Raw genomic sequence first — 16759 nt, 5'->3', positions numbered from 1 at the left:
AAATTATTGATGACAGCAAGTGCAATGTTACTATTCATTGGAATGTTATTTCCTAGTTTAGCGAAGGCTGATACTGCAATTGACGAAAAACTAGGTGTGCCGATTGTTGTGTTAGGTGCGAACCTGACAGATGCTGAAAAAGAATCCGTCAAACAGAGTTTGAAAGTCGATAAAGATACGGAAATAGAAGAAATCATCGTTGACGGTAAAGACCTTGTAAATTATATAAAAGACGGGAATAGCCAAGCGCGCATGTATTCCTCTGCAAAAATAACGCGGCAAGATGCTGGCAAAGGTCTCGTTATTAAAATTGTCACACCAGACAATATTACTCAAGTGACGAACGAAATGTATGCAACAGCAATGTTGACCGCTGGAATTGAAGATGCAATCGTTGAAGTGGCAGCTCCTAAACCAGTGACGGGACACTCGGCCTTGGTCGGTATTTACAAAGCGTATGAAGTATCTGGTGAAACGCTAGACACCGAACGGACGGATGTTGCAAACGACGAATTGAATCTTGCAACGAAGTTTGCGAAGGATTCAGGCATTGATCAAGACAAAGTTGCCGAGCTACTGACGGAAATTAAAAAAGCGATTGCTGATCAAAACCCTGCTACGAAAGAGGAAGTCGAAAAAATTGTAAATGAGCAATTGAAGAAGCTGAATATTGAATTGAGCGACGCGGACCGGCAATTACTTGTTGATTTAATGGATCGAATTCGAAATTTGGATATCGACTTCGGAAAATTATCAGATCAATTGTCGGATATGGCAGCAACCATTAAAGAGAAGATTGGAGAAATCGATCCAGGCTTTTGGGATAAAGTAAAACAGTTCTTCGAAAATTTAATGGACTCCATCAAGTCTTGGTTTAACTAAGTAGGCATCGGAATATGATAGAATATTATAAAAGGAGAGGATTTCATGGAATTTACATTTGTTGAGCTGGGCGGAGATGCATTTGCATTTCGCAATGAACAAGATGGAAAACTGCTAGCCGAAATTACATGGACGCTTCTCGCCGATGTTATGGTCATGGACCACACCTATGTGTCTGAAGACTTGCGTGGGCAAGGCGTTGCAAAGGAATTGTTGGGCCGGGCAGCAGCTTATGCACGTGAAAAAGATTACAAAATGGAAGCGGTTTGCTCGTATGTAGTTACTGCATTTAATCGCTACAAAGAATACGAAGACGTAAAAGCATAAACCATCGAAAAGGCGACTCCTAATTGGAATCGCCTTTTTTATACGTATAAGTCCAAAGTGACAGGAAATTAAAGTCCCCAAGCTAATGTAACAGCGTAGACGATACTTGTTAAAACAGATGCGCCTGCGACGGTATAAAGCATGTCCGTCGAGGTGAACAGTACTTTTTTCCCCATGTTGCATGCTCTCCTTTCGCTCAGTAGAATTTGTATTTGTTAGTCTTTTATTACCCCCGTGTATGAGATTAAAACGTACTTATCTCACAAAATGAAAGAAATAAATTGAAAATGAAACTATTTAGTTTGAATGTACGTATATTTTGGTATGATAGAAAATAGTTTAAAAGAAAGAGGTGTTTGCATGAACAGAACGGCTGAAAGAGTCTTATCGATTATTGCCGTAGTCATGTCAGCAGTAGGAACGATTTTTGCATTTATCGGGATGGGCTTTTTTAATCTCATGAAGAACGATCCGGCGATTCGTCAGGAAATGGAAATGGAATTCATGGCAGATCCGACAATGACACCAAGTGACATCGAAGCAATTTTCACGTTTTTTGATGTAATTGGTGGGGTTATGTGGTTAATCATCATAGCGATGATTCTTAGCATCATCCTGAATATCATCGGTATCGTCAATATTTGGAACAATAAAAACGCCAAACTTGCAGGAATCATGTTCATCATTGCAGGTGTGCTAGCTGGTATCTTATCATTGTCATCTATTCTGTTGTATATCGCTGCAATCCTATGTTTCACAAAGAAACCGCCATTGCAAGAAGATATCCAATTTGCTAATCAGCCGCATGACGGCGACACAATGAGACCGTTGTAATGTTAAACGAGCAAAAAGAGCAATCGAGTATACTCGATGCTTTTTTTGTGCGTTGTTGAGATATCGCGAATGCCTAGTAGTTGCGCTGGAATTGAAGGACTGTAGAAAGTAAGCCTTTAATGACGCGTTGAAGAGGAAAAGTGCTGCACGCGCGTCAATAAGTAGTGTTTAATGACACGTTGAAGAGGAAAACTGCAGCTTGCACGTCATGAAGTAGTGTTTAATGACGCGTTGAAGAGGAAAAGTGCTGCACGCGCGTCAATAAGTAGTGTTTAATGACACGTTGAAGAGAAAAACCGCTGCTTGCGCGTCATGAAGTAGTGTTTAATGACACGTTGAAGAGGAAAACCGCAGCTTGCGCGTCATGAAGTATTGTTTAATGACGCGTTGAAGAGGAAAAGTGCTGCTCGCGCGTCATGAAGTATTGTTTAATGACGCGTTGAAGAGGAAAACCGCAGCTCGCGCGTCATGAAGTATTGTTTAATGACGCGTTGAAGAGGAAAACCGCAGCTCGCGCGTCATGAAGTATTGTTTAATAACACGTTGAAGAGGAAAACTGCAGCTCGCGCGTCATGAAGTAGTGTTTAATGACGCGATGAAGAGGAAAACCGCAGCTCGCGCGTCATGAAGTATTGTTTAAAGACGCGTTGAAGAGGAAAAGTGCCGCTCGCGCGTCATGAAGTATCCTTTAACGCCCCGTTAATGAAATAAACCGCTGCACGCGCTGTCAATAACCAGCTTTTCACGACACGATGAGGAGAAAAGAAAAAATTCGCGAGAAGCCATAGTAGTAAATCCTAGGCTCCCGCGAATCATTCATTTATAAATCGTATCCACCACACTAATTTACAATTAAGCCATGACGGGTTGATGGAGATAATAGACGTATTGAGCTGTTTCAACAGGGCAACCTTCAAAATTCTCCTGGAATACATCAAGCAATTCAAAACCTTGTTTTTCATAAAACGCTCGTCCACCCGTATTTCTGCTATCCACATACACAAACAGTTGCTTAGCACTACTTAACATCGAAATGGCGTAATCGACCAACATCTTGCCATAACCTAAATGCTGATGAGAAGGAAGAATGTACATTGAAGTGACTTCAGCATCTCCGTCTTCATCTTCCTTTGTGAAGTTAAGGAAGCCGACAGGAATACCTTCTTCGCACTCAACGACTAACATATGTGTTTTTTCCATACGCTTCATCATCATTGCGTTGGAAAAAGAGCGATTGAGATAAGCTGTCTGAATGTCTTGAGGAATGATGTTGGCATATGTATCACTCCAAGTGTGATGAGCGATATGTTGGATATACCCAATGTCTTTACAATTCATAGGTCTAATCAAGCCGCTGTCACCTCCGCTATCCTTTTTGCTATCATAACAAAAAATAGGGCATGAAACTATATTTGTCATCGAATTGAAATATAAAAAAGTAAATTATCTGATAAAATTAAATGAGTGCACTCTTTAACAACGAAATTTGAAAGGAAGTTTCTAAACGACGGCAAAGGGTATACTAGCCGTATAATACGATTTATCAGATCAATGGAGGATTGATAGGTATGGCACGTAAACGTGGAAATGGATTGCTTTTAGCTACATTAGCAGCAGGTGCGTATGCGTATTTCAGTAAGAAAGAAAATCGTGACAAAGCGATGGTTGCGGTCAACAATATGAAAACAAAAGTCGATTCGTTCGTAACTTCACAAAAATTAAACAGAAACGATGCAGCAAAAGCTGGATTCTCGGACCCTTATGATTTACAGGATAACAAAATGGTGAGTGAAGGTGCACAAACGAGTGTTCATTACTACAACCAGGAAGTGGAAGACAAGTCGAAGGAATCTAAAGAAGACGGTCTCTACAAAAAGAAAGAAAACTCAACTGATGCTCCTGATAGGAATCAAAAAGAAAATGATAATAAGTGACAAAGACGCCTCTGAATCGGGGCGTTTTTTTATGCGAGAATACAAAAGTGCCATTTGAAGAAATCTGAAATGCTTGAATGAATACAGCCTACATTTTGGCCTATTTCGTCCCTGTCATCGTTCGAACATGCCCTAATAATGCAATGATCGTGCGTCGAAAACAGTTCAAAAACAATTATGGAATGAACCGTATCGTACCGCTGTCACGTGCTTGTCGATAACTTTTGTGATGAAATCAAGGTTTTTACGAAGATTAATTGTAATTAGGTAGTGAATTGATGTATACTTTTCAGTAGTTTGAAATAGTGAAGGTGAATCTATTGAAGAAGAAACTTGGTTTATTTACGATATTGATGACCGCCACTTTATTTTTGAGCGGTTGTTCTGGTGTACAGAACAAAGAAGGTACGTTTTATAATATTTTCGTCAAACCGATGGAATGGCTCCTTCATTATCTTGGGGAGGCATTTAACGGAGGTTATGGTTGGGCAATCGTATTAATTACCGTTGCAATCCGTCTTGTGCTCATGCCACTTATGTTGAAAAACTATAAGTCGCAACAAGATATGAAAATCAAAATGGATGCACTACGTCCTGAAATGGAAGACATCCAAAAGCGGTTGAAAGAAGCAAAAGAGAAAGGCGAAAAAGAAGAGCAAATGAAGCTGCAACAAGAAATGATGGGCTTATATTCTAAGCACGGTGTGAATCCATTAAACATGGGCTGTCTCCCATTAATCATTCAAATGCCGATCATCATGGGGTTGTATTTTGCAATTCTGTATGCTCCGCCGGAAGTAAAAGAGCACCAATTCCTTTGGTTTAACCTCGGTGAACCAGACAAAATCATGATGCTCGTTGCAGGAGCTGTCTATTTCGTCCAAGCACGTGTCTCCCTTTGGACAATGCCTGAACAGCAAAAGCAACAGATGAAGCTGTTCATTTACATGTCACCAATCATGATTATGTTCATCTCATTCTCTGTCATGGCAGCACTACCGTTGTACTGGGCTGTCGGAGGGATCCTTCTAATCCTTCAAACGTATATCGGACGCAAGTTCTATTACAAGAACACAGAACCGATTCCGGAGAAGAAATAAGCGATAATGTCATAATGGAGGCTGGAGAGCAATCTCCGGCCTTTTTTGGAGGAATTTAGTATGAATCAAAAGAAAATCTTCATGACAGGCATCGTACTCATTACGTTGTTAACCTTGTATTTCGTCATCCGAGGACAACTCGATTATGCGATCCTTACAATGATGGCACTGTTCACGCTAACGAATGCATCTAGAGCAAGGTCCTTTAAAGAACAAGGATTTGAGAAAGAATCAAAATGGATGCGCTATTTATCAATGATTTTTGCATGTGCATTCGTCGTCGTATTCATTTTGATTTTCTTTATCTGATAAAAAAACGTTTTCCGGAAACTGAACAATCCGGAAAACGTCCTTTTAATACGCCAAGCGTTTTCGAGTGACGAGCACAATGACAACCGCAGGAATTGTGCACACCGTCATACCAAGAAAAGCGGCACCTGGCGATAAATCATATAAATAGCCTGCTGGAAATGTTAAAATTGCGGCACTCAGACTCATCGCGAAAGCTGCGTAAAACCCTTGAGCTGAAGCGATTTTTGAATGTGGTAAGTTTTTAGAGATATATTGAATGAATGCATAATGGGCGATGCCGAAAGATAAGGCGTGCAACCCTTGGGATAACACAAAAATCGCTGCCGTTGGAAACAAGAAAATGATGACCCAGCGGACGGTGGAGCCGACTCCGGCAAGCAAAAACATTGTGGAAATGCGCATGTTCGATAAAAAACGATCTGCCTGCGTGAAGAAAATAATTTCAAACAAAACGGCAATGTTCAGAATGACGCCGATTGTAAACCCGTTAACATCTAGGTCGTCTAGAAAAAGATAGCCATAATTGTAATAAGAGGCATGTGCTCCTTGTAAGAGAATGGCTAATAGCATAATGACCGGAAAACCTTTTGTTGCAAATAAAGAACGAATACCAGCTTTTTCAACTGGATGAACAAGTTTTTCAGGAAGTTCATTCAAAACGGCTGGGGCAGGTCGCATAAAGAAGATACCCGCAGCTGCTAGACCAGCGATCATCATATAGAGAATGGCTTGTTCATTCCAAATAGCAGTAGCGCCTCCAACGAGTAGTAAAGCAATCGTATAACCGATCGATCCAAATGAACGACTTTTTCCGTAATGGATACGCTCTTTTTGCATCAGAACAGACGCACCACTTTCCACACCCGGTAAAATAATAGGATAAACGATGCTAAACAACACCGTGATGATGAGTAACGTAGTGAATGTGGATTCAGGAATATAGAAAATAGCAATGACTACTGACAGCAACGTCATCCATTTGATGACGCGTATATACGATGTACGACTTGTTAAATAGGGAAAAATAAGAAACGTGGAAAACGCTCGGACAACCATTCCAGCACCCATAATGATGCTGGCAGCTTTGACAGACATTCCTTTTTCGTTTGTCAGCCAACCTGTCCAATAAGGCACAAAAACTCCCCACGTAAAGAAAAAAGCTAAAAAGCTGATGGATAACCATCGTTGATTATTCATTACTTAACCTCGCAATCATTCAAACACTTATGAAAATAAATGATAGCATACACCAGCTTGAAAGAGAAAGATAGATTGCTGGCTGCTACTCATTCTCCATAGAACAGCAACAAAAAGTGATACGCAAAGTAGAAGGAAGGCCAACAAAAAATGAAACGGAAAAGCAACAATAAAACCAATAAAGCCCTTACCATCACCTTACTCACATCAAGTATTGTCATGACAGCACTTGTCGTGTGGATCGGATTAAATGGCTGGGATGTAACGAAAACGCTAAAACAAGTAGGCATCGGGACTGAAGTGGAACCACAAGAAACGCCATTGGAAACACCAGACGCAGTAGAGGAGCAAGAGAAAGATCCCGAAGAAAATGACGTGACAAATGAGACTGAGACTAAAGACCAGAAGGATACAGAAACGACAACACCTACTAAAGAGCAGCAGAAGCCTGTCACACCAGCTCCAAAAGAAGAAGACAAAGCGCAAGTGACAAACAAGCCACCTGTGAATAAAAACAAAAGTGGCTATATAGAAGGGCAGGAATTGCCAAAAGAGCCAACGTACATTAACGGAATACTGCTAGCAAACAAACAATATCCATTACCAAGCACGTTTGCTCCAGGTGAAAACACAGAAGCTCGAGATGCATTTGATGAAATGGCTGCAGAAGCAAAACTATCAGGTTTTAATATTACGGCCTTCAGCACCTACCGTTCATACGAATACCAAGTATCACTCTATGATCGCTACGCCAAAAAAGACGGCGTTGAAGCAGCAGATCGCTACAGCGCACGTCCGGGTTACTCCGAACACCAAACAGGACTCGCATTCGACATCGGTGAAGTGAACTACGAAAAGCACTGGGCGTCCTCCTCGTTTGGCGACACCGAAGCAGGTAAATGGGTAGCTGCAAACGCCCATCGCTACGGATTCATCCTCCGCTATCCGGAAGGCAAAGAAGCCATCACGGGGTACATGCACGAATCGTGGCATTTCCGCTACGTCGGAAAACCTGCATCAGAAGAGATTTTCAAACGCAACATTACACTAGAAGAATACCTCGGCGTCCAATAAATCACACATCGCATCCACGAAACGGTTCAACCGAAAAAGTGGATGCTTTTTCTTTTTGGCAATCGCGTCATTGGCTTTTCAGTAGTACTTGCAGACGCCCGCATGCCCTCTGTAGAGTATCCCGATCAATAGGATGCCGGGCGCCCCTTTTGGTGAGCTTCTACGCCGAAGCAAAGCTCCCCACGTCCTAAGTGGAGCCCACCACCCATGGAAACGAACCGTACAGCGCACAAAGCAGGCCAACACACCACATCCCGTACCCCAAACACCGTAATCTGCTCCACCAAAAAAACGATGCAGTACCAAAGGGCACCTGCATCGCCAAAAATCATCATAAAATTGGTGACAACAATCTTGAAATGGACTCTTTAATCTTAATACCGCGCGTCCGGTTCATGTACATCTCATACGTCAACTCGGTTGACAATTGCATATCTTGTTCAAATAATTCTGCGAGCTCATGGGATTTTTCTCGGTCGTAAATGAAAGCATTAATTTCAAAGTTGAGCTTGAAACTACGGACATCGATGTTCGCTGTACCAACCGTTGACAGCTCATCGTCCACGACAATTTGTTTGGAATGAATGAAGCCGTTCTCGTAAATATACACTTTGGCGCCTGCTTTCAACAGCTTTCCGACATTTGAATAGGTCGCCCAGTAAACGAACATATGATCAGGCTTATTTGGAATCATAATGCGGACATCGACACCTGACAAACAGGCTATCCGAATTGCGTCTAAAAAGCTAACGTCCGGAATAAAATAAGGTGTTTGAATGTAAATGTAGTCTTTTGCTAAGAAAATCATTTTCAAATAGCCATCTTTAATCTGTTCCCATTCCTCATCTGGTCCACTCGAAACAATTTGTAAGCCGACAGAACCTTTTGTGGGAATAGCAGGGAAATACCGTTCTGCGTATTCAATGTCATCGCTATTTGTCGCTTGATTCCAATCCATCAAAAAGCGTGTCTGTAGCGGATGGAGTGCACTTCCTTCAATTCGCAAATGCGTATCGCGCCAATAGCCGAATTTTTTATCTAACCCTAAATACTCATCCCCAACGTTAAAACCTCCCACATAACCAATCCGTCCATCGATGACAACAATCTTCCGGTGGTTACGATAGTTTAGACGGGGATTAATTAATGGTAAAATTGCCGGGAAAAATGCAGCGACTTCACCGCCACAATCCGTTAATTCCTTCAAATGCTTAATACGTAAACCGCGTGATCCGATATCATCATACAAGACACGCACTTTGACGCCTTGTTTTGCTTTACGAATCAGTACATCCAAGATTTTTTTACCTAATGAATCCAAACGCAAAATATAATATTGAAAATGGATGTGGTCTTTCGCATTTTCGAGATCGTTTAATAAAGAATCAAATTTTGCGGCGCCATCATTAAAGATTTTGACATCATTGTCTTGTGTCAGCACTGCGTGGTTATTCCGAAGATGTAAGTAGATCATGTCATAATAATGCGCGGTATCGTCCAATTTGAAGTCGAATGTTTCATCCTCAATCGCGTCCATTTGGTAATCAATGAGCGTTTCAATTCCGATGCGATTTTTCCCTTCCCACCTCGAAGCGTGTTTATTTCGTAACCTTCTTCCAAATAGCAGGTAGATGAAGAAACCAAACAAGGGGACGAAAAATAAAACAAGAAGCCAAGCCCACGTTGCTGTCGGGTCTCTACGCTCCAAAAAAATAAGCGCAATTGCAAGTAAGGTATTTAAGATATAAATAATTGTTATTGAGATGGTGATTAAACTTGCCATATACGTCCTCCTTAAATGACTCTTTCTATTAGTATACAGAAAAGTACCCGAAAAAGAATAATATACTCCTTCTCCACTTAAAACCTACTTGACTGATATGAATTAAGGGTATATAGTGTTTCTAACAAATAAAAGTAGGGAAAGAGGAATTCAAATATGAATAATTTGTTGGTCGTCATTAACGTTTTAGGCTTTTTAATCTTAGTCGGCTTGCTCTATTCTATGCACCGAAAGAAGATTTCGTTTTCAAAACGAGTATTTACCGGTTTAGGACTCGGAATTGGATTCGGATTGATTTTACATGTTGCTTATAGTGCAGAATCAGAAATATTAGCTCAATCGGTCAGTTGGATCAGTATAGTAGGAACTGGCTATATTAAATTTCTTCAAATGATTGTTATTCCCTTAGTATTCATTTCAATACTTGGCGCATTCACCAAAGTGACGATCGGCAAAAACTTTGGGAAGATGGCCGGTTTGATTTTAGGGATTTTAGTAGGAACAACCGCAATTGCGGCCGTTATCGGAATTGCTTCTTCTATGCTTTTTGGTTTGGATGCATCCGAAATCGTACAAGGGGAAGCGGAAGCGGCACGTGGACTTTCCATTGAAGAACGTTCTGCGTCAGTTGCTGATAAAGCATTGCCGGATCAAATCTTAGATCTACTACCGGCGAATCCGTTCTTGGATTTTACAGGCGCTCGTCCAACATCCACGATTGGCGTTGTCATTTTTGCAGCTTTTCTTGGTTTCGCTTATTTAGCACTTAGAAGACGGGATGAGGAAAATGCGAATCTCGTGAAAAAGGGGATCGATGCGCTTTATTCCCTCATTATGGGTGTCGTGCGAATCGTATTGCGCTTAACACCTTATGGGATTTTGGCAATCATCGCAAAAACTGTAGCAACATCCGATTTTGCAGCCATTTATAGCTTAGGGAAGTTTGTGCTTGCTTCCTACGTCGCACTACTCGTTATGTTTGTCATTCATCTCATCATCATTACGCTATCAGGTCTAAACCCGATTACGTATGTGAAAAAAACAGCGGAAGCGCTCTTGTTTGCGTTCACTTCCCGCTCAAGTGCTGGAACACTGCCGTTGAACATTAAAACACAAACAGATCGGCTCGGTGTGCCAGATGGCATTGCGAATTTCGCAGGTTCGTTCGGTTTATCAATCGGACAAAATGGCTGTGCAGGTGTTTATCCAGCGATGCTAGCTGTCATGATTGCACCAACTGTCGGGCAAAATCCATTAGAACCTACATTTTTAATTACCCTCATTGCCATTGTTGCCATCAGCTCATTTGGAGTTGCGGGTGTTGGTGGAGGAGCAACGTTTGCAGCAATTCTCGTTTTGTCTGCGCTGAATCTACCGGTTGCATTGGCGGGGCTGTTAATATCGGTAGAACCGTTGATTGATATGGGACGTACTGCTTTGAATGTCAGCGGCTCCATGACGGCGGGCGTGACGACTGCACGTGCAACTGGAGAGTTGAACCGAGACATTTATAACGATTCCATTGAACACCAATCTATTGAAGCATCCTAACGGCAGATGCCACAAAAGCAACAATTCATTGTTTACAATTCGTACGATCGGTTCAACTACGGCCGGTCGTTTTTTATTTTCTTAAATATTAGATAAAAATGAGTGGGTATAATATAATGGTGGAAAATGTATATTTTCTTCAGGGAGGATGATCATCATTGAAACGGTAGTGAAAGTTCAAAGGGGTAACAAAAAGGAGTGGTGGATCCTAATCGTCACACTGTTAGCCTTACTTTTGTTTTTCTTACTTACTCACTTCTTATCGATTTACCCAGGCGGCTACTCGTTTGATAAACAGAGTGGCGAAGTGTTAATTGGAAAAGGTGCTGACATACAACGTGTGGCATTGTCTACTGACAATGAACTGAAAATCGCTCTTTTAGAAAGTGAAATAATCTACCTTAAAACGCTCTGGTATGTAGGTTTACTATTTACAGCAACATGTTTAATAGGAACGCTCACTTTTAGAAGATTAAAGTTAAAGAAAGTTATTCTACTGACAGCATCGATATATGTAGTTCTAGCTATTTTGCTGAGTATCTCGTATGCAAATTCACTATTCTCTATAGAGAGTTTAATTAATAATCTACTCAAATAAAAAGAGTTCGAGCGAAGCCGAACTCTTTTCTAATCTAAACGTTCTTTTATAAATACAAACGTCTCCATAATAAACTTTTTGTAAGGTGTATAAGGCATTGGATCGACATTAGCCACCGCTATTCGTATCGCTGTTATTGCTTTCTTATTGTCTCCCAACGATAGGTAACAAAGTGCAGCATATGCATCTTTTTCATAGAAGATGGATAAATCGAATGGATGATGTACATAGTCAGCAATTTTCACTTCTTTAAAACAGCTCAGTGCTTCCTCGTATTTCTTTATGCCGAATAATGCCTTACCTTTTTCCAAATGAGCATAAGGGAGAAACGCATTGGGAACAACTTGCTTATCAAATTGAGCATTGATGATCGCTAAAGCCTCTTCAAAATCTCTCTTATAGGAGGTTAAATAATGAACACTTGCAAATTTAGTGAAAAAGATTGCATCCTGATCATCCGCGAAGTTTCCGTAATGTAAAAGTTTACGCTCATAATACTCCATTGATTGTACATCATTATTCATCATGGCATGGAAAGTAGCAATTCGGTACAAATGATCAATACGATAGAAAATCTGTTTTTCCTTCGAAAATTCGATTCCTTCGTTCAAGACTTGTATGGCCTCAACTGCGTTTCCTACTGCGTAGTGAAGAACCCCTTCTAAATAATAAAAATCGAGCCGTGTTAAAGGATCAATAAATGCATTGCGACTTTCAATATCGGAACGCTCCCTCAATAAAAGTTTAAGAGCCCTGTCGTAATCATGCGCAGTGAATTTCACCATAGCGCGGAAAATACCGACTGCTGCAAGTCGAGGAGTAATATTCATTTGATCATAAATTGCGCCAGCTTTGTCTAAAAGTTCCTGCCAACCGTCTTTCTTTTCGTAGTACAAGGAACGGCTATAAATGTCTAACAGTCGAGCAGCTTCATAGCCGTGTGACAATTTCTCGATATAAGGTTCGATTAGCACAATAATCTGCTCATGCTCATCGGTTAACTCATCGAATTCCACACTAAATAGTTTTTCTGCCACTTTTAAAACTTCCCTTAATTCCTTTAGACTCACTTCCTCCATCAGCTCAGCCACTTCAACTCCAAGCCGCTCAGCGATATACGTCAGGCTATCCATCGAAGGATTCGCTTTGTTGTTTTCAATTAAACTGAGCATTCCTTTCGTCAACTGATTGCCAGCTAACGCTTCCAAAGTCATTTTCTGTTGTTTGCGGAATGTTCGGATACGCTCTCCTAACGTAGACAATTGGAACACCTCCTAAAAAGTATGTATTGAGACTCATTTTAACATCATTTGTGTTGAATCAAACGTATCTACTTCTGTATATGTTTAATTATATTAAACTTTTGGTTGAAAAGAAAGAGTGTGCGTGTTATTATTTGTTTAACCTCATTAAACTTACTGAAAGGATTGACTATTTTGAGTGAAGCGATAAAGTTAAAGAGAGCAACCTATCATCTATGGACCTTCACAATTAGTAAGATGATTTCTTCGTTCGGGGCACAAGTTTACGCATTTGCCATCAGCTTTTACATTTTACAAGTGACGGGATCAGCTACAAGTTTCGCAACGAATTTGATATGCAGCATTTTGCCACGGACAGTATTAGCGCCGTTTGCTGGATATGTAGCGGATAAGTATTCAAGAAAGACAATCGTCATCGTCGCTCAAATTGCGACGACGTTAGCAATTGGGGGATTGCTGGCAGTGAGTCTGACGTACGGGCTGTCACTCATTGCCATCTATGCGACAACTGTTGTGTTAGCGATGACCTCGACGTTTTCCGGTGTCACCTTCACTTCGTCGATAACGGGTCTCGTCGATGAAGCGCGCATCCAACGTGCAATGTCCATGAACCAAATGTCTATTTCATTCGCTGCCATTGGAGCCCCTGCATTAGGCGGATACTTATATGGTGTAGTGTCAATGCCTATGTTTTTAACAATGTATATGGTTGCTTCTGTAACAGCAGTCATTTTAGAGTCGACAATGAACTTCAATCTTTTTGCGAACAGGAAAGAAGTTGTAGAGGGAGAGCCAAAAGAATCAATGCTTCAAAGTATGAAAGCGGGAGTTACTTATTTGAGAAAGCAACCAATATTAATGACGCTTATTTGGATTTCGCTAGTCATTAATTTTCTATTTGGTGCATTTCAAGTTGGTTATGCCTTCATACTCATAGAAAAGTTAAAAATGATTTCGACACACTTTGGTTATACGGAAGGCGCAACAGCAGTTGGAACGTTGCTAATGTCCATCTACTTATCTATCAGAAAAGAGATTAAATATCCTTTATGGATTGGTAAATGGGGGATAATTGCAATGGGAATTGTCATGGGAGCAGTGGCAGTACCGCTACTTATCCATATTCCTTATAACGGTATGTTCGCTTTTTACTTAGGTCTTATGCTTAGTTTTGGCTTGCTATCCATTCTTGTTAACACACCGTTGTTTGTTATGATGCAAAAAATGATTGATGACGATTACAAAGGTCGCGTCTTTTCTTTGTTAGAAACAATGGCGATGGCACTCATGCCACTCGGAATGGTACTGTTCGGCTTCCTATACGACGTGGTACCTGCACAATGGATTCTCCTTGCATCGAGTTCGATATTAATTGTCGTGGTCCTCATAATGGCCCGTCCATCTGTCGTACGAGAAGCACATCCAGAATTAGATCGTACAAAAACAGTAAACGTAGAAACAGTGTAGTAAATTCCATTTTGGTCAGTGCGAAAAGGGATGAAAGAATTCAGCTCATGTATCCGACGTCAAGGTTATCGCGGATTGATAAAGGTGAGGGAATGACGGGTGTTGGCATCACGCCGCATGTTCATATACCGTGGACGCCTGAACATTTGGAAGAGGATGTCGACATGAAGAAGGCGCTGGAGCTTTTATCTACAGAAAAAGTGAAATGAAACGCGAAAAAGCGAAGTTCAACCTTTTAAAGAAGGTGAGAACTTCGCTTTTTTCACGCACTTCGTAACGTCTTATGCGATTTTGCAAACAGCATTACAAGTATAATTGACAAGATTGCAAGTGTGGCAGAGACGTAATAAATGGCACCGTCCATTTTTGTAATGAGGAACGTGAACAGTAAAGGTGCAAGAATTCGTCCCATATTATCCATGGAATACGTCATACCGGCAGCCGTTCCGTACTTGCCTCCGGATTCCTTGGAAGTGAGTGACACAAGGATCGTCCGAGCTAACGCATTCCCAGCTGTAAACACGCTAAGTGCAAAGCCCGCCCAAAAAAGATTTGTCGTAAACGGTATTAAGACTAATCCGATGGCCGTAATAATTTGCGCACCAATAATCCACTTCGTCTCCGAGCCGTCTTTTACACGGCGGACAACCCCGCCTTGTATGGCCGCATCCACTAATCCGCTTGCCATGAATAAATACCCGATTTGAATCGGTGTAATTTCAATTTTTGAAATCTGGAACAGTTGGAACGTCGATTCAATGCCTGATAGAATGAATGTCACCATGAACGATAGGAGAAATAAGTTCCGGATCCGATACTTCCAAAACATTGCACTCCCTTTTGGTAATAAAGCACGTTTCGTCGCTTCACCTTGTCGCTCCGGTTCTTTCAAAATAATGCCCGCGTAAATAAGAATGAGCAAGGTCAAAATTCCTGATGCGATGAACGGAGTTTGTAAACTGATGTCTCCTAAAATACCGCCAAGAGCCGGTCCGAATATGAAGCCAAGACCGATAGACATACCAAGAAAGCCCATATACTTATTGCGATTTTCTTCCGTCGTCATATCACCGACGAACCCAGTTACTGCTGTATAGAGTGCACCTGAGAAAATCCCTCCAACAATACGTGAAACATAAAGCAATGGCAGATTTTCAATGAAAAGAGCAAACAGGAAAAAGCTTAAACTAAATCCAGTCAGCCCAATCATAATTAACTTCTTCCGACCCGTCCTGTCTGACAAGGAACCCCATAGCGGAGCAGTAAAAAACGAAGCTAAAGCATATATCGTCAACAAACCTCCGACATGCACTTCGGATAAATTCTGTTGAACAATGACTTCAGGAAGAACTGGAATGATAATACCAAATCCAAGGTAAACAAAAAATTGTACAGACATCAAAAGAATAATGGCCTTTTTCATCACAAAACCTGCTTTCTATAACAATCCATATAGCCATTTTACCCTTTGAACGAATCGCTTACAAAACATATGTATCTCAACAGGTGACAGCGTACTTTCAAATGCAAAAGCTTCATTTATCAAATCCAGCACATCAAGCTTAAACGCGGCAAAACTCCACGAAACGCGGCAAAATTCCTCCTAACTCAGCATACTTTCTTAAAACGCCGCATAACTCCTCCAATCGCCGCATAACAATTTCCCCGAAACAAACCCATTGGATTGTCAAAACCCATTCGGCGCGATTTAAATCGTTTTAAAAAAAGAACCTTCCACGTGAAAAGTACAATTTGGTAATATCAGTATGGAAGATCTTGATAGTAATCAAACGCGGCAAAATTCTTCCTAACTCAGCATACTCCCTTAAAACACCGCATATCAAGCTCAATCGCCGCATAACAATTTCCCCGAAACAAACCCGTTGGATTGTCAAAACCCATTCGGCGCGATTTAAATCGTTCAAACACAAAGAACCGCCCACGTGAAAAAAGCAATTTGGTTATATCAGTATGGAAGATCTTGATAGTAATCAAACACCGCATAACTTCATCAAACGCGGCATAACTCCACAAAACGCGGCAAAATTCCTCCTAACGCCGCATACTCCCTTAAAACGCGGCATAACTCCTCCAATCGCCGCATAACAAGTTCCCCACAAAACCCGTTAAATTGTCAAAACCCATTCGGCGCGATTTAAATCGCTCAAACACAAAGAACCGCCCACGTGAAAAAAACAATTTGGTAATATCAGTATGGAAGATCTTGATAGTAATCGAACACCGCATAACTTCATCAAACGCGGCAAAACTCCACGAAACGCGGCAAAATTTCTCCTAACTCAGCATACTTCCTTAAAACGCCGCATATTTCGCTGAAACGCCGCATAACTGTAAGCGTTAATCGAAATACACCTTATTCTATTTGTTTGTCCATGCAATACTGGTAGTAACTTTTAGAAACAGAGAGGTGTTTGAGT

At 41.1% G+C, this 16759-nt stretch carries 15 protein-coding genes and 1 pseudogene; 11 read left to right on the top strand and 5 right to left on the bottom strand.

Annotated features, from left to right (window positions below; genetic code table 11):
* Positions 1-24: 24 nt before the first annotated feature.
* The 3 genes from NRI27_RS15970 to NRI27_RS15960 all read left to right on the top strand — a co-directional run bounded on the left by NRI27_RS15970 (position 25) and on the right by NRI27_RS15960 (position 2043).
* Positions 25-882, top strand: coding sequence for a DUF1002 domain-containing protein (locus NRI27_RS15970; RefSeq protein WP_371391661.1), 858 nt, complete (start codon positions 25-27; stop codon positions 880-882).
* 45 nt (positions 883-927) lie between these two features.
* Positions 928-1209: a GNAT family N-acetyltransferase gene (locus NRI27_RS15965; protein WP_371391606.1), complete on the top strand. Its 282-nt coding sequence runs from the start codon at positions 928-930 to the stop codon at positions 1207-1209.
* 360 nt (positions 1210-1569) lie between these two features.
* The gene (locus NRI27_RS15960) at positions 1570-2043 is read left to right on the top strand and encodes a DUF4064 domain-containing protein (RefSeq protein WP_371391604.1); all 474 of its coding nucleotides are present in this window, start codon (positions 1570-1572) and stop codon (positions 2041-2043) included.
* 852 nt (positions 2044-2895) lie between these two features.
* Here the strand turns inward: NRI27_RS15960 and NRI27_RS15955 are convergent.
* The gene (locus tag NRI27_RS15955) at positions 2896-3393 is read right to left on the bottom strand and encodes a GNAT family N-acetyltransferase (RefSeq protein ID WP_371391603.1); all 498 of its coding nucleotides are present in this window, start codon (positions 3391-3393) and stop codon (positions 2896-2898) included.
* A gap of 218 nt (positions 3394-3611) precedes the next feature.
* Here NRI27_RS15955 and NRI27_RS15950 point away from each other — a divergent pair, with 218 nt between their 5' ends.
* From NRI27_RS15950 to NRI27_RS15940, 3 genes are all read left to right on the top strand, one after another.
* On the top strand, positions 3612-3977 hold the full coding sequence (locus NRI27_RS15950; protein WP_371391602.1) for a hypothetical protein: 366 nt from the start codon (positions 3612-3614) through the stop codon (positions 3975-3977).
* 320 nt (positions 3978-4297) lie between these two features.
* Positions 4298-5077: a membrane protein insertase YidC gene (gene yidC / locus NRI27_RS15945; protein ID WP_317945079.1), complete on the top strand. Its 780-nt coding sequence runs from the start codon at positions 4298-4300 to the stop codon at positions 5075-5077.
* A gap of 60 nt (positions 5078-5137) precedes the next feature.
* Entirely contained in the window at positions 5138-5386 is a 249-nt protein-coding gene (locus NRI27_RS15940; protein ID WP_317945077.1) for a hypothetical protein, read from the top strand.
* 45 nt (positions 5387-5431) lie between these two features.
* On the opposite strand, the gene NRI27_RS15935 is transcribed toward NRI27_RS15940, so the two are convergent.
* A complete protein-coding gene (locus NRI27_RS15935; RefSeq protein ID WP_371391601.1) occupies positions 5432-6586 on the bottom strand; it encodes an MFS transporter in 1155 nt (384 codons plus the stop codon).
* Between the two features lie 150 nt (positions 6587-6736).
* On the opposite strand from NRI27_RS15935, the gene NRI27_RS15930 reads away from it, so the two are divergent.
* Complete coding sequence (locus NRI27_RS15930; RefSeq protein WP_317945074.1) at positions 6737-7660, top strand: D-alanyl-D-alanine carboxypeptidase family protein; 924 nt, start codon at positions 6737-6739, stop codon at positions 7658-7660.
* 331 nt (positions 7661-7991) lie between these two features.
* Here NRI27_RS15930 and cls read toward each other — a convergent pair whose 3' ends face one another.
* A complete protein-coding gene (gene cls / locus NRI27_RS15925) occupies positions 7992-9443 on the bottom strand; it encodes a cardiolipin synthase (protein ID WP_371391600.1) in 1452 nt (483 codons plus the stop codon).
* Positions 9444-9599: 156 nt separating this feature from the next.
* On the opposite strand from cls, the gene NRI27_RS15920 reads away from it, so the two are divergent.
* Together NRI27_RS15920 and NRI27_RS15915 are read left to right on the top strand one after the other, a co-directional pair.
* Positions 9600-10994 carry an L-cystine transporter gene (locus NRI27_RS15920; protein ID WP_371391599.1) on the top strand — a complete coding sequence of 465 codons (1395 nt, stop codon included), beginning with the start codon at positions 9600-9602 and terminating at the stop codon, positions 10992-10994.
* Between the two features lie 148 nt (positions 10995-11142).
* On the top strand, positions 11143-11592 hold the full coding sequence (locus NRI27_RS15915) for a hypothetical protein (protein ID WP_371391598.1): 450 nt from the start codon (positions 11143-11145) through the stop codon (positions 11590-11592).
* A 29-nt stretch (positions 11593-11621) separates the two neighbouring features.
* On the opposite strand, the gene NRI27_RS15910 is transcribed toward NRI27_RS15915, so the two are convergent.
* A complete protein-coding gene (locus NRI27_RS15910; protein WP_371391597.1) occupies positions 11622-12854 on the bottom strand; it encodes a helix-turn-helix domain-containing protein in 1233 nt (410 codons plus the stop codon).
* Positions 12855-13028: 174 nt separating this feature from the next.
* Between NRI27_RS15910 and NRI27_RS15905 the strand changes: the two genes are divergently transcribed.
* Together NRI27_RS15905 and NRI27_RS15900 are read left to right on the top strand one after the other, a co-directional pair.
* A complete protein-coding gene (locus tag NRI27_RS15905; protein WP_371391596.1) occupies positions 13029-14321 on the top strand; it encodes an MFS transporter in 1293 nt (430 codons plus the stop codon).
* 44 nt (positions 14322-14365) lie between these two features.
* Positions 14366-14530, top strand: a pseudogene (locus tag NRI27_RS15900) (S41 family peptidase); the annotation flags it as partial.
* A gap of 53 nt (positions 14531-14583) precedes the next feature.
* Here NRI27_RS15900 and NRI27_RS15895 read toward each other — a convergent pair.
* Complete coding sequence (locus NRI27_RS15895) at positions 14584-15744, bottom strand: MFS transporter (protein WP_371391595.1); 1161 nt, start codon at positions 15742-15744, stop codon at positions 14584-14586.
* Between the last annotated feature and the right edge of the window lie 1015 nt (positions 15745-16759).

Origin of the sequence: Sporosarcina sp. OR05 (assembly GCF_041414805.1) — a bacterium.
Lineage (GTDB): Bacteria > Bacillota > Bacilli > Bacillales_A > Planococcaceae > Sporosarcina > Sporosarcina saromensis.
Note: the sequence above shows the minus strand (reverse complement) of the source record. Positions and strands in the feature narration are given on the sequence as shown.

What these genes read in the sequence shown, in the direction of transcription:
- NRI27_RS15970 (WP_371391661.1), top strand. Translation starts at nt 25, where the DNA reads ATGTTACTATTCATTGGAATGTTATTTCCTAGTTTAGCGAAGGCTGAT.
- NRI27_RS15965 (WP_371391606.1), top strand. Translation starts at nt 928, where the DNA reads ATGGAATTTACATTTGTTGAGCTGGGCGGAGATGCATTTGCATTTCGC.
- NRI27_RS15960 (WP_371391604.1), top strand. Translation starts at nt 1,570, where the DNA reads ATGAACAGAACGGCTGAAAGAGTCTTATCGATTATTGCCGTAGTCATG.
- NRI27_RS15950 (WP_371391602.1), top strand. Translation starts at nt 3,612, where the DNA reads ATGGCACGTAAACGTGGAAATGGATTGCTTTTAGCTACATTAGCAGCA.
- NRI27_RS15940 (WP_317945077.1), top strand. Translation starts at nt 5,138, where the DNA reads ATGAATCAAAAGAAAATCTTCATGACAGGCATCGTACTCATTACGTTG.
- NRI27_RS15935 (WP_371391601.1), bottom strand. Translation starts at nt 6,586, where the DNA reads ATGAATAATCAACGATGGTTATCCATCAGCTTTTTAGCTTTTTTCTTT.
- NRI27_RS15930 (WP_317945074.1), top strand. Translation starts at nt 6,737, where the DNA reads ATGAAACGGAAAAGCAACAATAAAACCAATAAAGCCCTTACCATCACC.
- cls (WP_371391600.1), bottom strand. Translation starts at nt 9,443, where the DNA reads ATGGCAAGTTTAATCACCATCTCAATAACAATTATTTATATCTTAAAT.
- NRI27_RS15920 (WP_371391599.1), top strand. Translation starts at nt 9,600, where the DNA reads ATGAATAATTTGTTGGTCGTCATTAACGTTTTAGGCTTTTTAATCTTA.
- NRI27_RS15915 (WP_371391598.1), top strand. Translation starts at nt 11,143, where the DNA reads ATGATCATCATTGAAACGGTAGTGAAAGTTCAAAGGGGTAACAAAAAG.
- NRI27_RS15895 (WP_371391595.1), bottom strand. Translation starts at nt 15,744, where the DNA reads ATGAAAAAGGCCATTATTCTTTTGATGTCTGTACAATTTTTTGTTTAC.